This is a genomic window from Curtobacterium sp. RIT-PI-V (genome assembly GCF_025642935.1).
Classification (GTDB): Bacteria; Actinomycetota; Actinomycetes; order Actinomycetales; family Microbacteriaceae; genus Curtobacterium.
Window position 1 is genome coordinate 89081 of the sequence record NZ_JANZKM010000003.1, and the last position, 16165, is coordinate 105245.

Sequence of the window (16165 nt, forward strand, 5' to 3'; positions counted from 1 at the left end):
TCTTCCTCGGTCTGCTGGGGCTCTCCCGCCTGGCCAGGGGCGCCCGCCGCCGCAGCCGCGGCTGAGCCCGAGCAGCGTCCCGCACCGCGCCTCCTGTCCGACCCCGTGTCGGCCGGGAGGCGCGGTGCCGTCCGTGCGCTCGGCCCACCCTGCGCAGGCGGTCCGGTCCAGTGCCCGTGGACCTGTGGAGGGGCACGCGGGTGTCGGTCGTCCCGGCTACCCTGGTCGCGTGGTCACCGCCCTGTATCGCCGTTACCGGCCCGAGAACTTCGCCGAGCTGATCGGGCAGTCGCAGGTCACCGACCCGCTCCGCACGGCGCTCCGCACCAACCGCGTCAACCACGCCTACCTGTTCAGCGGCCCGCGTGGCTGCGGCAAGACGACCTCGGCCCGGATCCTGGCGCGGTGTCTCAACTGCGCAGAGGGGCCGACCGACACCCCGTGCGGCGTCTGCCCGAGCTGTGTCGAGCTCGCCCGCGACGGCAGCGGTTCGCTCGACGTCATCGAGATCGACGCCGCGAGCCACAACGGCGTCGACGACGCGCGCGACCTCCGTGACCGCGCCGTGTTCGCCCCCGCGCGTGACCGCTACAAGATCTTCATCCTCGACGAAGCGCACATGGTCACCCCGCAGGGGTTCAACGCCCTGCTCAAGCTGGTCGAAGAACCCCCGGAGCACGTCAAGTTCATCTTCGCGACGACCGAGCCGGAGAAGGTCATCGGCACCATCCGGTCGCGCACCCACCACTACCCGTTCCGGCTCGTGCCGCCCGCCGTCATGCTCGAGTACATCGAGCAGCTCTGCACGCAGGAGTCGGTGACGGTCGCACCCGGTGTCCTGCCCCTGGTCGTGCGCGCCGGCGGCGGTTCCGTCCGCGACACCCTGTCCCTGCTCGACCAGCTCATCGCCGGCAGCGAAGACGGCGCGATCGCCTACGAGCGCGCGGTCGCCCTGCTCGGCTACACCGACGCCGCGCTGCTCGACGACGTCGTGGACGCCCTCGCCGTGGCCGACCCGGCCTCCGCCTTCGCCGCGATCGACCGGGTCGTGCAGACCGGTCAGGACCCGCGTCGCTTCGTCGAGGACCTGCTCGAGCGGCTGCGCGACCTGATCGTCGTCGCGGCGACGAACGAGAGCGCCGCAGCGGTCCTGCGCGGTGTCTCGCCGGACGAGCTCGACACCATGACCCGGCAGGCCGGCGTCTTCGGTGCCACCGGGCTGTCCCGTGGCGCGGACATCGCGAACAAGGCGCTGACCGACATGACCGGAGCGACCTCGCCCCGGCTGCACCTCGAGCTCATGACGGCGCGCATGCTCGTGCCCGAGGCCGACGACACCCAGCGTGGGGCCCTCGCCCGGGTCGAGCGGCTCGAGCGCCGCGTCGGTGTCGGGGATGCCGGCGGACACCAGGCACCGTCCGGCGCGGTCGCAGCGCAGGGGTCGACACAGCCGGCCGCCACCAGCCCGGCGCCCGAACCGGCCCCGTCGTCGGCTGCGGCGCCGCGTCGGCAGGAGCCCGCCGCGCAGCAGGTCCCCGCCGCCCAGCAGGCCCCGGCGGCGCAGCAGGCTCCGGCGGCGCAGCAGGCTCCCGCCGCGACGTCGGCGAACGCGGCTCCGGCGCAGTCCGACGCCGGCAGTGCGGCACGTGATGCCGCAGCCTCCTGGGCTGCCGCCGTCCCGAGCGCTCCCGAGCCCGCTGCCCCGACCGCCCGGGCCACCGAACCCGTCAGCGCCTCGTCACCCGCCAGCACCTCGTCACCCGTCAGTGCTTCGTCCACGGGTCAGGGCACGACGATCGGTGACGAGCCGGCGGTCCGGACCGTCGGCGCCGTGGGCTTCCAGCAGATGCGCGACGCCTGGCCGCAGATCGTCGAGCACGTGCAGCACGCCAAGCGGTCGGCGTGGTCGGTGGTCGTCACCGCACAGGTGACCGCGCTGCGCGACGACGTGCTGACCCTGACCTTCCCGAGCCAGCAGGACGTCGCCTCGTTCAAGGAGATGTCCGACCCCTCGGCCAGCGTCAGCGAACTGCTCCGCGCCGCGATCATGGACGTCATCGGGCTCCGCGTGAAGTTCGTCGCCCGCGGTCCCGGGGGCCCTGGTCAACAGCGCACCCCGGCTCCCGCACAGCAGCCGTCCGCCCCGGCCGGCCGTCCGGCGCCGGCGAGCCAGCCCGCTGCGCAGCCACAAGCGCAGCCGCAGGCATCGTCGGCACCGCAGTCCGCCGCGCCCGCTCCGTCGTCGGCTCCGGCCTCCGACGCTGCTGCAGCCACCGGTGACGGCCCGACCGCCCCCGCCGAGGCCGTTGCCTCCGCAGCGCCCGCCACGACGGCGGCACCCGAAGCCGCGGCGCCGGAGTCCGTTCCCGCCGCCGAGCCGGAGCCACGTCCGGCGCAGACACCCGCTCCGGAACCGGCACCCACTCCCACGCAGGCGCTGGCTGCCGAGCAGGCGCAGGCACCCGCTGCTGAGCCGGCACCCGCTCCGGCGCAGGCACCCGCTCCTGCGCAGGCGCCCGCACCGTCCGGCGCACCCGTGACCGACTGGGCGGTCGCCACGATCCCCGCCAGCGACCCCACCGCCGACGCCGTGCCCGAGTCCGTCGAGCCCGGCTGGGCGGCACCCTTCGGCACCGCCCCGGCCGCCGCGCCCGTCGCCCCGGCCGAGTCCGTCGATCCGCAGCAGCCCCGGTTCGAGGCGCCCGCGCAACCCGCCGGTGCCACCGCACCGCAGGGGGTGCAGCCGACCGACGGCGGTGTGCAGGCGGCGTCGTCGACGGTCGCCGCGCCTCCCGGAGGACCCGTCGCACCGGGCGTGCCCGTCGACGACTACCCGCTGGACGACGAACCGTACGACGACGGCGCGCCGTTCCCGGACCCCGGTCACGGTCGATCCGCCGCAGCGCCCGCGCAGGCGCCGGCCGCCCCGCGCGCGCAGACCGCTCCGCCGGCCGCGCCGCGGACCGCACCACCGGCACGTCGTGCGCCGGTCGCCGGTCGCTACGGCGAGGCCGTCGTGCGTGAGATCCTCAATGCCCAGTTCATCGAGGAGACCGCTCTCCACCAGGACGGTGCCTGATGTACGACGGGATCGTCCAGGACCTCATCGACGAGTTCGGTCGCCTGCCGGGCATCGGCCCGAAGTCGGCGCAGCGCATCGCGTTCCACATCCTGCAGACCGAGTCGTTCGACCCGTCGCGGCTGTCCGAGCTGCTGGCGGACGTCAAGGAGCGCGTGCGCTTCTGCGAGATCTGCGGCAACGTCACCGAGAACGTCCAGTGCAGCATCTGCCGCGACCCGCGCCGGTCGCCGGCCACGATCTGCGTGGTGGAAGAGGCGAAGGACGTCGCGGCGATCGAGCGCACCCGTGAGTTCCGCGGGCTCTACCACGTGCTCGGTGGCGCGATCAGCCCGATCGACGGCATCGGCCCGGACGACCTGCGGATCCAGCAGCTCATGACCCGCCTGGCCGACGGCACGGTCGAGGAGGTCATCATCGCGACCGACCCCAACCTCGAGGGCGAGGCGACGGCGACCTACCTGAGCCGGCTGCTCGTCCCGATGGGCATCCGGACGACCCGGCTGGCCTCGGGTCTGCCGGTCGGCGGCGACCTCGAGTACGCCGACGAGGTCACGCTCGGCCGTGCGTTCGAGGGCCGGCGCGTCGTCGGCGGCTGAGCCCCACGCAGGATCGTTGCGTCTGGGGCGGCTCGCACGCAACATCCTCGAAACACCGACTACCATTGTGAGACCGCGTGACCTCGCGGTGTCGCCGTCTCCGGGAGTACCAGCCAGTGGCCTTGATCGTGCAGAAGTTCGGTGGATCCTCCGTCGCGGACGCCGAGAGCATCAAGCGCGTGGCGAAGCGGATCGTCGAGACGAAGAAGGCCGGCAACGACGTCGTCGTGGCGGTCTCGGCCATGGGCGACACCACCGACGAACTCGTCGACCTGGCGCACTCGGTCACCCCGATCCCCGCCGGCCGTGAGCTCGACATGCTCCTGACCGCGGGGGAGCGCATCTCGATGGCGCTGCTCGCGATGGCGATCAAGAGCCTCGGCGTCGAAGCCTCGTCGTACACCGGCAGCCAGGCGGGCATGCTCACCGACGCGCAGCACGGCAAGGCGCGCATCGTCGACGTCACCCCGAAGCGCGTACGCGAGGCGCTCGACTCCGGCCACGTCGCCATCGTCGCGGGGTTCCAGGGGTTCAACCGCACGACGGGCGAGATCACCACGCTCGGCCGGGGTGGCTCGGACACGACCGCCGTCGCGCTCGCCGCCGCGCTCGACGCCGACGTCTGCGAGATCTACACCGACGTCGACGGCATCTTCACCGCCGACCCTCGTGTCGTGCCGAAGGCCCGCAAGGTCGACCGCATCACGAGCGAGGAGATGCTCGAACTCGCGGCGTCCGGCGCCAAGGTCCTCTACATCCGTGCCGTCGAGTACGCCCGCCGGCACGGCGTCACCCTGCACGTCCGGTCCTCGTTCAACAACACCGAGGGCACCATCGTCTACAACCCTGCCGAGGGGGAAACCGTGGAAGAACCGATCATCACCGGGATCGCCGGAGACCTCTCCGAGGGGAAGATCACCGTCGTGGGCGTCCCGGACCAGCCGGGCAAGGCCGCCGAGATCTTCACCAACGTCGCACGCGCCGGGGCGAACATCGACATGATCGTCCAGAACGTGTCGGCGGCGTCGACCGGGCGGACGGACATCTCGTTCACCCTGCCGAAGGACCAGGGCCAGACCGTGCTCACGGCGCTCGAGGTCGCGAAGTCCGACATCGGGTACGAGAGCATCCAGTACGACGACCAGATCGGCAAGCTCGCCCTGGTCGGTGCCGGCATGCGCACCAACGCCGGCGTCTCGGCGAAGCTCTTCCGCGCGCTGCACGACGCGTCGATCAACATCGAGATGATCTCCACCTCGGAGATCCGCATCTCGGTCGTCACCCGCGCCGACACCCTCAACGAGGCGATGCGGGTCGTGCACAGCGCGTTCGACCTCGACGCCGATGCCGAAGCCGTCGTCTACGCCGGCACCGGCCGCTGACCCACGCTGACCCGCTGACCCACCAGGAGCACCGCATGAGCACCCTCACCGTCGCCGTCGTCGGCGCCACCGGACAGGTCGGCGCCGTGATGCGTCGTCTGCTCGAAGAGCGCGCGTTCCCGGCCGACCAGGTCCGGTTCTTCGCGAGCGCCCGGTCCGCCGGCACGACCCTGCCGTTCCGCGGCGAGCAGATCGTGGTCGAGGACTCCGAGCTGGCCGATCCGTCGGGGATCGACATCGCCCTGTTCTCGGCCGGCGCCACCGCCTCGCGGGCCCTCGCGCCGAAGTTCGCCGCGGCCGGGGCGCTCGTCGTCGACAACTCGAGCGCCTGGCGCATGGACCCCGAGGTCCCGCTCGTCGTGAGCGAGGTCAACCCGCACGCGATCGACCAGGCGCCGAAGGGGATCATCGCGAACCCCAACTGCACCACCATGGCGATCATGCCGGTGCTCAAGGTGCTGGACACCGAGGCCGGGCTCCGCCGTCTGGTCGCCACGACCTACCAGGCCGTCTCCGGCTCCGGGCTCGCCGGCGTCGAGGAACTGCTCGGCCAGGCGCGTGCCGCCCTCGAGCAGGACACCGCAGCGCTCACCCACGACGGTTCCGCCGTGACGTTCCCCGAGCCGGTGAAGTACGTCCGCCCGATCGCCTTCGATGTCGTGCCGCTCGCCGGCAGCATCGTCGAGGACGGCCTGGGCGAGACCGACGAGGAGAAGAAGCTCCGCAACGAGAGCCGCAAGATCCTCGAGCTCCCCGACCTGCTCGTCGCCGGCACGTGCGTGCGTGTGCCGGTCTTCACCGGCCACTCCATCTCGGTGCACGCCGAGTTCGAGCGTCCGCTGTCGCCCGAGCGTGCGACCGAGATCCTGTCGAGCGCACCCGGTGTGGAGCTGTCGGACGTGCCGACGCCGCTGCAGGCCGCCGGCCAAGACCCCGCGTTCGTCGGCCGCATCCGTGCCGACCAGTCCGCGCCCGAGGGTCGTGGGCTCGCGCTGTTCGTCAGCAACGACAACCTGCGGAAGGGTGCAGCGCTCAACGCGGTGCAGATCGCCGAGGCGATCGTCGCGCGCCGTACCGTCGCCGCGTAGCGGCACGGCCGCACGCGGCGACTCGGTCTCCGCGCGCGGCTGACCGGCCTGTCGGTCGACGCCAGTAGGATCGACGGGTGGCAGTGAAGCAGGTGGACCCGATCGATGTCGTCCTCGTCGGGGGAGGCATCATGAGCGCCACCCTCGGCGCGATCATCCACCGGCTCGAGCCATCGTGGAAGATCCGCGTCTACGAGCGTCTCGGCGCCGTCGCGCAAGAGTCCTCGAATCCGTGGAACAACGCCGGCACCGGGCACTCGGCGCTCTGCGAGTTGAACTACACGCCCGAGCTCGCCGACGGTCGCGTCGAGATCGCCAAGGCCGTCACGGTCAACGAGCAGTTCCAGGTCTCGCGGCAGTTCTGGTCGCACCTGGTCGAGACCGGCGCGCTGCCCGACCCGTCCAACTTCATCAACCCGACCCCGCACATCTCCTTCGTCTGGGGCGCGGACAACGTCGAGTACATGCGCAAGCGGTACGAGGCGATGCGGGGGCATCCGCTGTTCGCCGGGATCGAGTTCTCCGACGACCCCGCTCAGATCCGCAAGTGGGCACCCGCGCTCATCCCCGGCCGCAAGAAGGACCAGCCGATCGCGGCGACCTACTCGGCGGCGGGCTCCGACGTCGACTTCGGGTCGCTCACCCGGCAGCTGTTCGACCAGCTCGAGCTCGACGGTCTCGAGTTCGAACCGAACCACCAGGTCAAGAACATCTCGCGGGGCAAGGAATTCGACGGCTGGGCGCTCGACGTCCTGAACGAGGTCGGTCGGTCGACGCAGAAGATCGCCGCGAAGTTCGTCTTCGTCGGTGCCGGTGGTGGGGCCCTGCAGCTGCTGCAGAAGTCCGGCATCCCGGAGATCCGCGGGTACGGCGGCTTCCCGGTCTCCGGCGAGTTCCTGCGCACCGACGATCCCGAAGTCGTGCAGAAGCACGCCGCCAAGGTCTACGGCAAGGCCAGCGTCGGTGCGCCGCCGATGTCGGTGCCGCACCTGGACACCCGCATCGTCGACGGCAACGCGTCGCTGATGTTCGGGCCGTACGCCGGGTTCAGCCCGAAGTTCCTGAAGCAGGGGTCGCTGCTCGACCTGTTCAAGTCGATCCGACCGCACAACCTGCGCCCCATGCTGAGCGTCGCGTTCTCGAACTTCGACCTGGTGCGCTACCTGATCGGCCAGCTGCTCGCCTCGAAGCAGACCAAGTTCGACGCGCTGCGCGACTTCATGCCGAGCGCCGAGCCGGAGAACTGGCACAAGATCATCGCGGGCCAGCGGGTGCAGGTCATCAAGCCCGACAAGGACAAGGGCGGGGTGCTGCAGTTCGGTACCGAGGTCATCACGGCTGCCGACGGTTCGATCGCCGGGCTCCTCGGGGCCTCGCCGGGGGCGTCGACCGCGGTGCCGATCATGCTCGGCCTGCTCCGGAAGTGCTTCCCGGACCGTTGGGACGCCTGGCAGGACGCGGTCCACGAGATGGTCCCGACCTACGGGCAGGACCTCGGAGACGACGCCGCCCTGGCCGATGCCACCCTCGAGCGCACGGCGAAGGTGCTCGGACTCCACCATTGACCAGCTCCGGCTTGCGGCCCGTTCGAACATGTGTTCGAATGACGGCATGCGGTGGAGTGGACAGGCGATCGATGCCGAGCAGAGCGATGCACTGCCGGGCATGGAGTCGAACAGCGGGTTCGTCCGCAGTGTGACGACGCCCGAGTTCGCGGGCGTCACGTTCCACGAAGTCCTGGCGAAGAGCGCGCTGAACCGGGTGCCGAGCGCCGACGGTTCCGGCACCTACGGGTGGACCATCAACCCGTACCGGGGGTGCAGCCACGCGTGCGTGTACTGCTTCGCGCGGCCGACGCACACCTACCTCGAGTTCGACGGCGGCGCCGACTTCGACCAGCAGATCGTCGTGAAGACGAACGTGGCCGACGTGCTGCGGCGCGAGCTCGGCAAGCCCACGTGGGACCGCCACCCGATCGCGCTCGGCACGAACACCGACCCGTACCAGCGGGCCGAGGGGCGGTACCGACTGATGCCCGGGGTGATCCAGGCGTTGGCGGACAGCCGCACACCGTTCAGCATCCTGACGAAGGGCACACTGCTCCGGCGCGACCTGCCGCTCCTGGCCGAGGCGGCGAAGGTGGTGCCGGTCGACCTCGCGATGTCGATCGCCGTGTACGACGACGACCTGCAGCAGTCGGTGGAGCCCGGCACGCCCACGACGGCCGCGCGGCTCGCCACCGTGCGGGCGATCCGCGACGCCGGGCTCGACTGTGCGGTGTTCCTCATGCCCGTGCTGCCGTACATCACCGACACCCGTGCACACCTCGACGACGCCGTCGGTCGGGCTGCGGCGGCCGGCGCCACGAGCGTCATGTACTCCGCGCTGCACCTGCGGCCGGGCGTGAAGCCGTGGTGGTTCGAGTGGCTCGGACGCGAACGGCCCGACCTGGTGGCGCGCTACCGGGCGATGTACCTCGACAACACCTTCGCGCCGAAGGACTACCGCCGGTGGCTGTCGGAGCGCATCCGACCGATCCTGGCGGCGCACGGCGTCGGCCTGGGGCGGGTCGACCCGGCGACGGGGTCGATGGGCTTCTCGGACCCCTCGACGGTGCCGCAGGAACAGTCGATCCCCACGGCCTCGCCGCTCAAGCGTGCGGATCCGGGCTTCGACCGCCGTCTGCTCCGACCGGTCACGACGCAGACGTTGTTCTGAGCACCGAGGTGCGCGCGTTCGGGGGACATCGGTGCGTCGTGGGGGCCGGTATCATCGACCGGGTCGCCGAACGGACGCAGTTTCGGGGTACACGGTCAGCACCGAGGTGTTTGATCGTGGGCGGCATTCCCGCCACCCGGAAGGACCCATCTCGTGCTCGGCATCCCCACGCACCTCGCTCCGCGAGTGAACGCGTGGTCGACGGTGCGGGCCTTCCACGCCGGTGCGATCGGGTCGCTGGTGGCGGCGGCGATCGCGCTGTTGCTGTACCGGCTGTCCGAGCCCGACGTGCAGGTGATCAGTGCGGTCCTGGCGCTCGTCCCGATGCTCGGCATGATCGGCGTGCACGTGCAGTTCGGCACGTGGCGCTCCGCGGTCGCGTTCCTGGTCGTCGGCGGCGTCTGCGCCTGGTGGTTCGCGATGGTCGTGCAGCAGCAGGTCCCGTTGGGCTGGGTCACCTCGTACCTGTTGTCGTTGGCGGTCATCCCGCTCATCCTGGTCGGCGGTGCCGGCGCGGTGCCGAGCCGCGTGGTGCTGTGGTCCTTCCTCGGGTTCCTGACCGGTCGGGCGGCGACGTGGATCGCGGTCGTCCAGGCCGACGGCCCGCCGCGTCCCCTCGTGCTCGCCTGGGTGACGCTCGGCTTCGTGGTCGTCCTGGTGCTGTTCACGAGCCGGAGCACTGGTCGGTCGGAGCGGGTGCAGCCGGAGCTGCTGCGGTCGGCTCGTGAGGAGCACGTCTCCGCGTACCGTGCCGGGGTCGAAGCCGAGGCCGCTGCGATCCTGCACGACACCGTCCTGAACCACCTCAACGCGATCGCCCTGGCTCCCGACGGGCCGATGGACCCGCACCTGGCGCGGACCGTCGAGGCCGACGTCGCCGTCCTGACCGGCAAAGGGTGGCTGGCACCGGACGCCCGGCAGCGACCGGGTGCAGCGGTCGACGCGTTCGCCGTCATGGTCGACGAGCACCGTGCGGCCGGTCTCGACGTCACGGTGTCCGGCGACCCGTCCGCACTCGACCGGCTCGACCAGCGTGCCGTCACCGCGCTCGTCCGCGCCGTGGGGCAGTGTCTGGCCAACGTCCGCAAGCACGCCGGCGTCGACGCGGCCGAGGTCAGCGTCTTCGACGACGGTTCATCGTGCACCGTGATGGTGGTCGACGACGGTCGTGGTTTCGACGAGGACTCCACGGGCTCCGACCGGATGGGCCTGCGTGGCTCCGTCCGTGACCGCATCGGTCGGGTGGGTGGCGACGTCCAGATCTGGTCGTCACCCGGTTCGGGGACGAGCGTGATGATGACGGTGCCGTTCGGACCGGTCACCGCCACGACCGACGCCGCGACCCCTGACGTGCAAGGAGCCGACCGGTGAGCGCCACGGCCGAGGCCCGTCGGACCGCGCAGCAGTACGACCCGCTCGGCGCGATGGGGTCGCGTCCGCTCGCGATCGGGCTCGGCGCCGCCAGCATCGTCTGGGCGCTCCTGGTGTCCGTGTTCGACCGTGACGTCGTGGGCAGCCCGACCCTCAGCGCGCTCACCGTCATCCTGGTCGCGGCGTCGGCAGCGGTCGTCTTCACCGCCTCGAGTCCGTTCCGCGCACCGTTCCCGCGCTGGGCGTTCGTCGCGCACGTCGGCCTGCTCGGCCTGGCGGCGGTGACGAGCGTCGCCGCGCAGTGGGGACCCGACCGCAGCGCCCTGAACGACTTCATGTCGCTCATCACCGCGACCGGCATCGTCATGGTCGCGCCGTACCGGCCGTGGACGGACCTGACCATCGGCGGCGCCCTGCTCGCCGTCGTCAACGCCGTGACCTGGGGCGTCGGCGCCGCGACGTTCCCGCACGAGATCCCCGTCGCCGTCGCGGCCTTCCTGGCGGCGGCGCCGACCCTGGTGCTGACCGCTGCGTCGGCCGTCTTCGCGTGGACGTTCGCGGGCCTGGCCGAGCGGGTGCAGATCCGGGCCGGGTCCTACTCCGTCGAGCGTGCGGAGCGGGACGGCATCGCGGCGAGCGTGCAGCAGGACCGGTCGACGATCCTCGCCCGCGACGTCGCGCCGTTCTTCGCCGAGCTGCGCACGCGCGAGGTCATCACCGACGCCGACCGCGAGCGGGCACGACTGATCGCCGACGGCATCCGCCGGGCGATGGTCGCCGACGCGGACCGCACCTGGTTCGAGCAGGCCGTGCGGGTCGAGGGCGGGGACGCCCCGCTCGTCGACGACCCGGACGGGCTCACCGCGATGCTCGACGCCGACCAGCGCTCCGTGGTGCGGACGTTCCTGCGGGCGGCCTTCCGTGCCTCGACCGTCGACCCTGCCGGGTTCCGCGCAACGGTCCGGCGCGCGGACGGGCAGGACGACGCGGTCACCCGCGGCGATCCAGCACGCGCCGACCCGGCCCGCACCGACCCTGCCCGCGGCGCCCGTGTGCTGCTCGCACTCGACCTCGCCGTGGCCGACTCCGACATCGGGATCCACCGCACCTTCGACCCCTACTTCGCCGTCCTCCGTGTGACGTTCCCCGACCTCGACGTCGCGGTTCGTCCGTCCGCCCTCGCACTAAGGTTCTCCTATGACCAGCACTGACCCGAACAGGCTCTCGGAGGGGTCCCCGTCCCTCCCGAACCCGGGGGCACGACGTGTGCGGTTGGCCATCCTCGACGACCACGAGGTGCTGCTGGACAGCCTGTCGAGCTGGATCGCGGTGAACGCGTTCGACTTCGACCTGGCCCTGACCGCGCACACCTGGCTCGAGATGGTCCACAGCGACAGCTTCCCGACCGACCTGGTGTTCCTCGACTTCCAGCTCAAGGAACCCGTCTCGATCGAGGCCCGTGTCCGCACCTGCCGCGCCGCCGGTGCGAAGGTGATCGTGCTCTCCAGCGTCGACAGCCGCGAGTCCCGCGACCGTGCCCTGGCAGCAGGCGCCGCGGCGTTCCTGTCGAAGTCCCTGCCGATGCGCGAGGTCATGGACGTCGCCCGCGAGATCATGGGCGTCGCACGCGAGACCCCGCAGCCGCGCGAGTGGCGTCCGCTGCCCACCGGCGCGGCCGCACACCAGCGTCCGAAGCTCAGCCACGGCGAGGAAGAAGCGCTGCGGCTGTACGTGTCCGGCTACTCGACGAACGAGGTCGCCGCGCAGATGAACGTGCAGTACGAGACCGCGAAGACCTACCTGCGCCGGGTCCGCGAGAAGTACAGCAAGGTCGGCCGTCCCGCCTCGAAGAAGTCCGACCTGATCCGGCGGGCCGCCGAGGACGGGTTCCTCGCGTAGTGGCGAAGCTCTACTTCCGCTACGGCGCGATGAACAGCGGCAAGAGCACGGGGCTCCTGCAGGCTGCTTACAACTACGAAGAGCGCGGTCACCGGGTCCTGCTCGCGAAGCCCGCGGTGGACACCAAGGGCGACCGTGAGATCGTTTCCCGCCTCGGTGTCACCCGCACCGTCGACCTGGTCTTCGCCCCCGATGCCGACGTCCGGTCCGCGGTCGCCGCGGCCGGCGCCGTCGACCCCCAGTCCGACCGCCTCGACGGCATGATCCGCTCCGTCAGCTGCGTGCTGGTCGACGAGGCGCAGTTCCTCACCCCGCGACAGGTCGACGACCTGCTGCGCATCGCGGTCCTCGACGAGATCCCGGTGATCACGTACGGCATCCGCACCGACTTCCGAACCGAGGCGTTCCCGGGCAGCGCCCGCCTGCTCGAGGTCGCGCACTCGCTCGAAGAACTCAAGACGATCTGCCGGTGCGGTCGCAAGGCGGTCTTCAACGCCCGCACCGTCGACGGCCGGTTCGTCTTCGACGGCTCGCAGGTCGCCATCGACGGCGTCGACGTGGCCTACGAGTCGCTCTGCGCCAACTGCTACCTGACGGAGTCCGGCGGCCGGCTCGACGGCGCCTGAGCGGTCGCGCCCGCCGGCCGGTCACGACACCCCGCTCGGGTTCGTCGAGCGGTCGCGTCGCGTCGACGGTGCGCTCGTCGGGCGACCGGCCGTGACCGGTCCGCGCGGTGCGCGCAGCACGTCGTGACCGCTCGGCGTTCGAGACGCGACCGCAGAGGGCCTGGAGGCGCGGTGCAGCCCCGCCACGGGCCTCCCGGCCGTCGCGCCTGACGTCCACGGCGCGCCGCATGCGTCCGCCGTTCGGTCGCGACCCGTCGCTTGTGCGACGTCCGGGCGACGCCTGGTGACCGGTCGGCTGGCGGACGACGGCGTGTCCTGACCGGTGGAGGAGGCGGTCTCGTCGTGGAATGCGTGCGCCGCGGCGCGCGTTGGTGACCACATGAGCGACGACACCCTGCACCTGTCCGTCCTGGACCTGGCGACGCGCGAGTACGGCCAGTCCAACACCGAAGCCCTGCAGGGCTCGATCGACATGGCGGTCCACGCCGAGAAGCTCGGCTACGAGCGGTTCTGGGTCGCCGAGCACCACGGCATGCCCGGCATCACCTCGTCGGCCCCCGCGGTCCTGCTGAGCGCCGTCGGCGCGGCCACCTCGACCATCCGCATCGGTTCCGGCGGTGTCATGCTGCCGAACCACGCACCCCTCGTCATCGCCGAGCAGTTCGGCACGCTCCGTGCGCTGTACGGCGACCGCGTCGACCTGGGGCTCGGCCGTGCGCCGGGCACCGACGGGGCGACCGCGATGGCGCTGCGCCGCACCGACCGGCTCGACGTCGACGACTTCCCGGACCGCCTCGCCGACCTGATCGGGTTCTTCACCGGCATGGACGAGTCGAACCCGCTGTCCCGCATCCGTGCCGTCCCCGGGTACGGCGACGTGCCGGAGTTCTGGCTGCTCGGTTCCTCCGGGTACAGCGCCCAGGTGGCCGGGGCGCTCGGCGTCTCGTTCGCCTTCGCCCACCACTTCGCGTCGGACAACACCGAGGCGGCGCTCGCGCTGTACCGCGATTCGTTCCGGCCCTCGCGGTTCCGCCAGACGCCGAACGCACTCATCGGCGTGCAGGTCGTCACCGACGAGGACCCGGCCGTCGTCGACGAGCAGAGCGCTCCCGGGATGATCTCGTTCATCCGGATGCGGCAGGGGGCGAAGCCCGAGCCGGTCTCGATGGACGAGGCCCGTGCGTACGAGTTCAACGACCTCGAGCGTCGGTTCATCGCCGCCCGGACCGAGCGCCAGGCGTACGGCACCGCCGACCAGGTGGCGGACAAGATCAACGCGCTCGTGGAGTCCACCGGGGCGAACGGCGTGATCGTCGCGCCGGGGGCTGCGCAGGCGCGGTACCGGCACCAGGCGCTCGACGTCGTCGCGGGGTTGCACGCCGCGGGGCGGCTCGTGCCCGCGGGTGCGTCGGTCTAGTTCGAGTTCGCTTGGTGAGCAGAAATGGTCGGGTCGCCGTCGGGCACCCGACCGTTTCTGCTCACCAAGTGGAGCGGAGCCTCAGGTGAGCAGGCCCAGGCGCGTCGCTGCAGCCACGGCGCCGACCCGCGAACCGACGTCGAGCTTGCGGAACACGTTGTAGACGTGCCGCTTGACCGTGCCGATCGCGAGTTGCAGGTCCGCCGCGATCTCGGCGTTGGTGCGTGCGGCCGCCAGGAGCCGCAGGACCTCGAGTTCGCGGTCACTGAGCGGTGAGCCCGCGCGGGCCTCGCTGACCAGGTCGACCGGGAACGTCACCGGCGCGGCGTCGGCGTGCGCGGCCCGTGCGATGCGGTCGACGAGCTCGCGGCTCGGGGTGTCCTTCGTCACGAAGTCGACCGCGCCGGCGTCGAGCAGCGTCCGGCGCAGGACGGCATCCCGGTGCATCGTGAGCACCACCACGCGGATGTCCGGACGGGTTCGGCGCACCGTGGCGATCGTGGTGCGCGCCGGCGGACCGTCGAGCTCGACGTCGAGGAGCAGGACGTCGATGGCGGCAGCCTCGGGGGAGTCGAGGACGTCGGACGGACGCTCGCCGTGTGCGACCACGCGGATCGTGGGGACGGCCGCGAGGATCGTGGCCAGTCCTTCGCGGAACAGCTGGTGGTCGTCGACGATGGCGACGTGCGTGATGGTCACAGCATGCCCCTCGGGATCGTCAGGCGGACGGTGGTGCCGGAACCAGGGGCGCTGTCGACGTCGAGTCGCGCCCCGATGACGGCGGCTCGCTCGCGCATGGTCTGCTGCCCGAGGCGCCCATCGGTGTCGGCGGCGGGGTCGAAGCCCGGACCGTCGTCGGACACCGTCACGACGAGGGCGGCCTGGGTCCACGCGAAGTGCACCTCGGCGGAGGAGCTCGGCGCGTGCTTCCGCCGGTTCGTGAGCGCCTCGAGCAGGATCGTCAGTGCTTCCTCGGCCTGCCAGTTCGGCAGGTGCTCGGACGCACCCGTGGTGCTGAACGACAGACGGTCGTCGTCGGCGAACAGGTCCCTGGCGTGCCGGGCGACCGCGTCGTCGAGCAGGGCGTCGCCCACGCGGGCGTGCAGGCTCACCGCGAGGTCCTGCACGTCGCCGAGCGCTCCGCGCAGCAGTCGCGCCGCGTCGTCGAGTTGGTCGGCCCGTTCGCCGGCCGGGGGATCGGTCAGCAGCACCAGGTCGAGTCGCTGCAGCCCGGCGAGGATGCCGTGCGCCACGCGGTCGTGCAGGTCTCGGGCGATCTGCGTGCGGGAGTCCAGGTGCGCCGTCGTGACGCGCTGGCGCAGCGCTTCCGTGTAGGCGACGGCCCCGGCGGGGAACCGGCGCCAGATGCCCGCATGCAGGGCCCTGGTGGCGCGCAGGACCTCGGCGGTGGACTCCGCGCGGACCTCGTCCACGAAGACCGGCAGGTAGGCGTCGAAGAGCATCTCCGCGGCGAGCATCGCGCCGGCCGGGTGCTGGGACTGCTCGGCGTGCAGAGAGCCGGTGGCCAGGTGGTCCGGATCGAGGTACGCGCCGCTCACCACGCTGTCCTCGGCACCGGCGGCGTAGCGCTCGTGTGCCTCGGCGACCATCGACGTCACGTTGTCGACGAGGTTCCGCGTCATGACCGGGTCGTCGGCGAGCTCGGGGAACTGTGCGGCGATCCGTTCGAGGACCGGGCGGAGGTGGTCGGCGCGTGACATCGCTGTCGAGGCTAGCCGCGTCGTCGCAGCCGGAGGAGCAGCGGTCACGTCGTGTGTCGGAAGGTGTAGTACCGAGCGCCCCACCGTGAACAAGCAGAAGGCCCCGGTTCCGGAGAACCAGGGCCTTCTTCGTACTGTCTCAACACAGTGTCGGGGTGACAGGATTTGAACCTGCGACCTCCTCGTCCCGAACGAGGCGCGCTACCAAGCTGCGCCACACCCCGCGGTGTGATCACTCCGTACCGGAGCAACCCGACAATACTAT

13 protein-coding genes and 1 tRNA gene are annotated in these 16165 nt (G+C 71.5%); 11 read left to right on the forward strand and 3 right to left on the reverse strand.

Features of this window, described 5'->3' with window-relative positions; genetic code table 11:
• The first annotated feature begins 229 nt into the window (after window positions 1-229).
• From OGL88_RS03830 to OGL88_RS03880, 11 genes are all read left to right on the forward strand, one after another.
• Entirely contained in the window at window positions 230-3079 is a 2850-nt protein-coding gene (locus OGL88_RS03830) for a DNA polymerase III subunit gamma and tau (RefSeq protein ID WP_263089827.1), read from the forward strand.
• Window positions 3079-3678 carry a recombination mediator RecR gene (gene recR / locus OGL88_RS03835; RefSeq protein WP_111084231.1) on the forward strand — a complete coding sequence of 200 codons (600 nt, stop codon included), beginning with the start codon at window positions 3079-3081 and terminating at the stop codon, window positions 3676-3678. The genes OGL88_RS03830 and recR overlap by 1 nt, the downstream gene beginning before the upstream one ends.
• 116 nt (window positions 3679-3794) lie before the next feature.
• Window positions 3795-5060 carry an aspartate kinase gene (locus OGL88_RS03840; protein WP_111084230.1) on the forward strand — a complete coding sequence of 422 codons (1266 nt, stop codon included), beginning with the start codon at window positions 3795-3797 and terminating at the stop codon, window positions 5058-5060.
• A 35-nt stretch (window positions 5061-5095) separates the two neighbouring features.
• Window positions 5096-6148 (forward strand): aspartate-semialdehyde dehydrogenase, encoded by a 1053-nt coding sequence (locus OGL88_RS03845; protein ID WP_123292140.1) that lies wholly within the window; start codon window positions 5096-5098, stop codon window positions 6146-6148.
• Window positions 6149-6225: 77 nt separating this feature from the next.
• The gene (locus OGL88_RS03850; RefSeq protein WP_263089831.1) at window positions 6226-7713 is read left to right on the forward strand and encodes a malate:quinone oxidoreductase; all 1488 of its coding nucleotides are present in this window, start codon (window positions 6226-6228) and stop codon (window positions 7711-7713) included.
• Window positions 7714-7759: 46 nt separating this feature from the next.
• On the forward strand, window positions 7760-8866 hold the full coding sequence (locus tag OGL88_RS03855) for an Rv2578c family radical SAM protein (protein WP_205462759.1): 1107 nt from the start codon (window positions 7760-7762) through the stop codon (window positions 8864-8866).
• 153 nt (window positions 8867-9019) lie between these two features.
• On the forward strand, window positions 9020-10237 hold the full coding sequence (locus tag OGL88_RS03860; RefSeq protein WP_263089833.1) for a sensor histidine kinase: 1218 nt from the start codon (window positions 9020-9022) through the stop codon (window positions 10235-10237).
• On the forward strand, window positions 10234-11448 hold the full coding sequence (locus OGL88_RS03865; RefSeq protein WP_263089835.1) for a hypothetical protein: 1215 nt from the start codon (window positions 10234-10236) through the stop codon (window positions 11446-11448). Before OGL88_RS03860 ends, OGL88_RS03865 begins: the two co-directional genes overlap by 4 nt.
• Window positions 11435-12136, forward strand: a complete 702-nt coding sequence (locus OGL88_RS03870) for a response regulator transcription factor (RefSeq protein WP_235035937.1) — start codon at window positions 11435-11437, stop codon at window positions 12134-12136. Before OGL88_RS03865 ends, OGL88_RS03870 begins: the two co-directional genes overlap by 14 nt.
• Window positions 12136-12762 carry a thymidine kinase gene (locus OGL88_RS03875; protein ID WP_263089838.1) on the forward strand — a complete coding sequence of 209 codons (627 nt, stop codon included), beginning with the start codon at window positions 12136-12138 and terminating at the stop codon, window positions 12760-12762. The genes OGL88_RS03870 and OGL88_RS03875 overlap by 1 nt, the downstream gene beginning before the upstream one ends.
• Before the next feature lie 379 nt (window positions 12763-13141).
• Window positions 13142-14179, forward strand: coding sequence for an LLM class flavin-dependent oxidoreductase (locus tag OGL88_RS03880; RefSeq protein ID WP_263089839.1), 1038 nt, complete (start codon window positions 13142-13144; stop codon window positions 14177-14179).
• 81 nt (window positions 14180-14260) lie between these two features.
• On the opposite strand, the gene OGL88_RS17985 is transcribed toward OGL88_RS03880, so the two are convergent.
• From OGL88_RS17985 to OGL88_RS03895, 3 genes are all read right to left on the reverse strand, one after another.
• Window positions 14261-14878 (reverse strand): response regulator transcription factor, encoded by a 618-nt coding sequence (locus OGL88_RS17985; protein WP_263089842.1) that lies wholly within the window; start codon window positions 14876-14878, stop codon window positions 14261-14263.
• Window positions 14875-15900, reverse strand: a complete 1026-nt coding sequence (locus tag OGL88_RS03890; protein WP_263089844.1) for a sensor histidine kinase — start codon at window positions 15898-15900, stop codon at window positions 14875-14877. The genes OGL88_RS17985 and OGL88_RS03890 overlap by 4 nt, the downstream gene beginning before the upstream one ends.
• A 150-nt stretch (window positions 15901-16050) precedes the next feature.
• Window positions 16051-16124 (reverse strand) — tRNA-Pro (locus OGL88_RS03895).
• Window positions 16125-16165: the final 41 nt, after the last annotated feature.

Coding starts and splice junctions, on each gene's coding strand:
- OGL88_RS03845 (WP_123292140.1), top strand. CDS start 5,096: ATGAGCACCCTCACCGTCGCCGTCGTCGGCGCCACCGGACAGGTCGGC.
- OGL88_RS03880 (WP_263089839.1), top strand. CDS start 13,142: ATGAGCGACGACACCCTGCACCTGTCCGTCCTGGACCTGGCGACGCGC.
- OGL88_RS03890 (WP_263089844.1), bottom strand. CDS start 15,900: ATGTCACGCGCCGACCACCTCCGCCCGGTCCTCGAACGGATCGCCGCA.
- OGL88_RS03870 (WP_235035937.1), top strand. CDS start 11,435: ATGACCAGCACTGACCCGAACAGGCTCTCGGAGGGGTCCCCGTCCCTC.
- recR (WP_111084231.1), top strand. CDS start 3,079: ATGTACGACGGGATCGTCCAGGACCTCATCGACGAGTTCGGTCGCCTG.
- OGL88_RS03855 (WP_205462759.1), top strand. CDS start 7,760: ATGCGGTGGAGTGGACAGGCGATCGATGCCGAGCAGAGCGATGCACTG.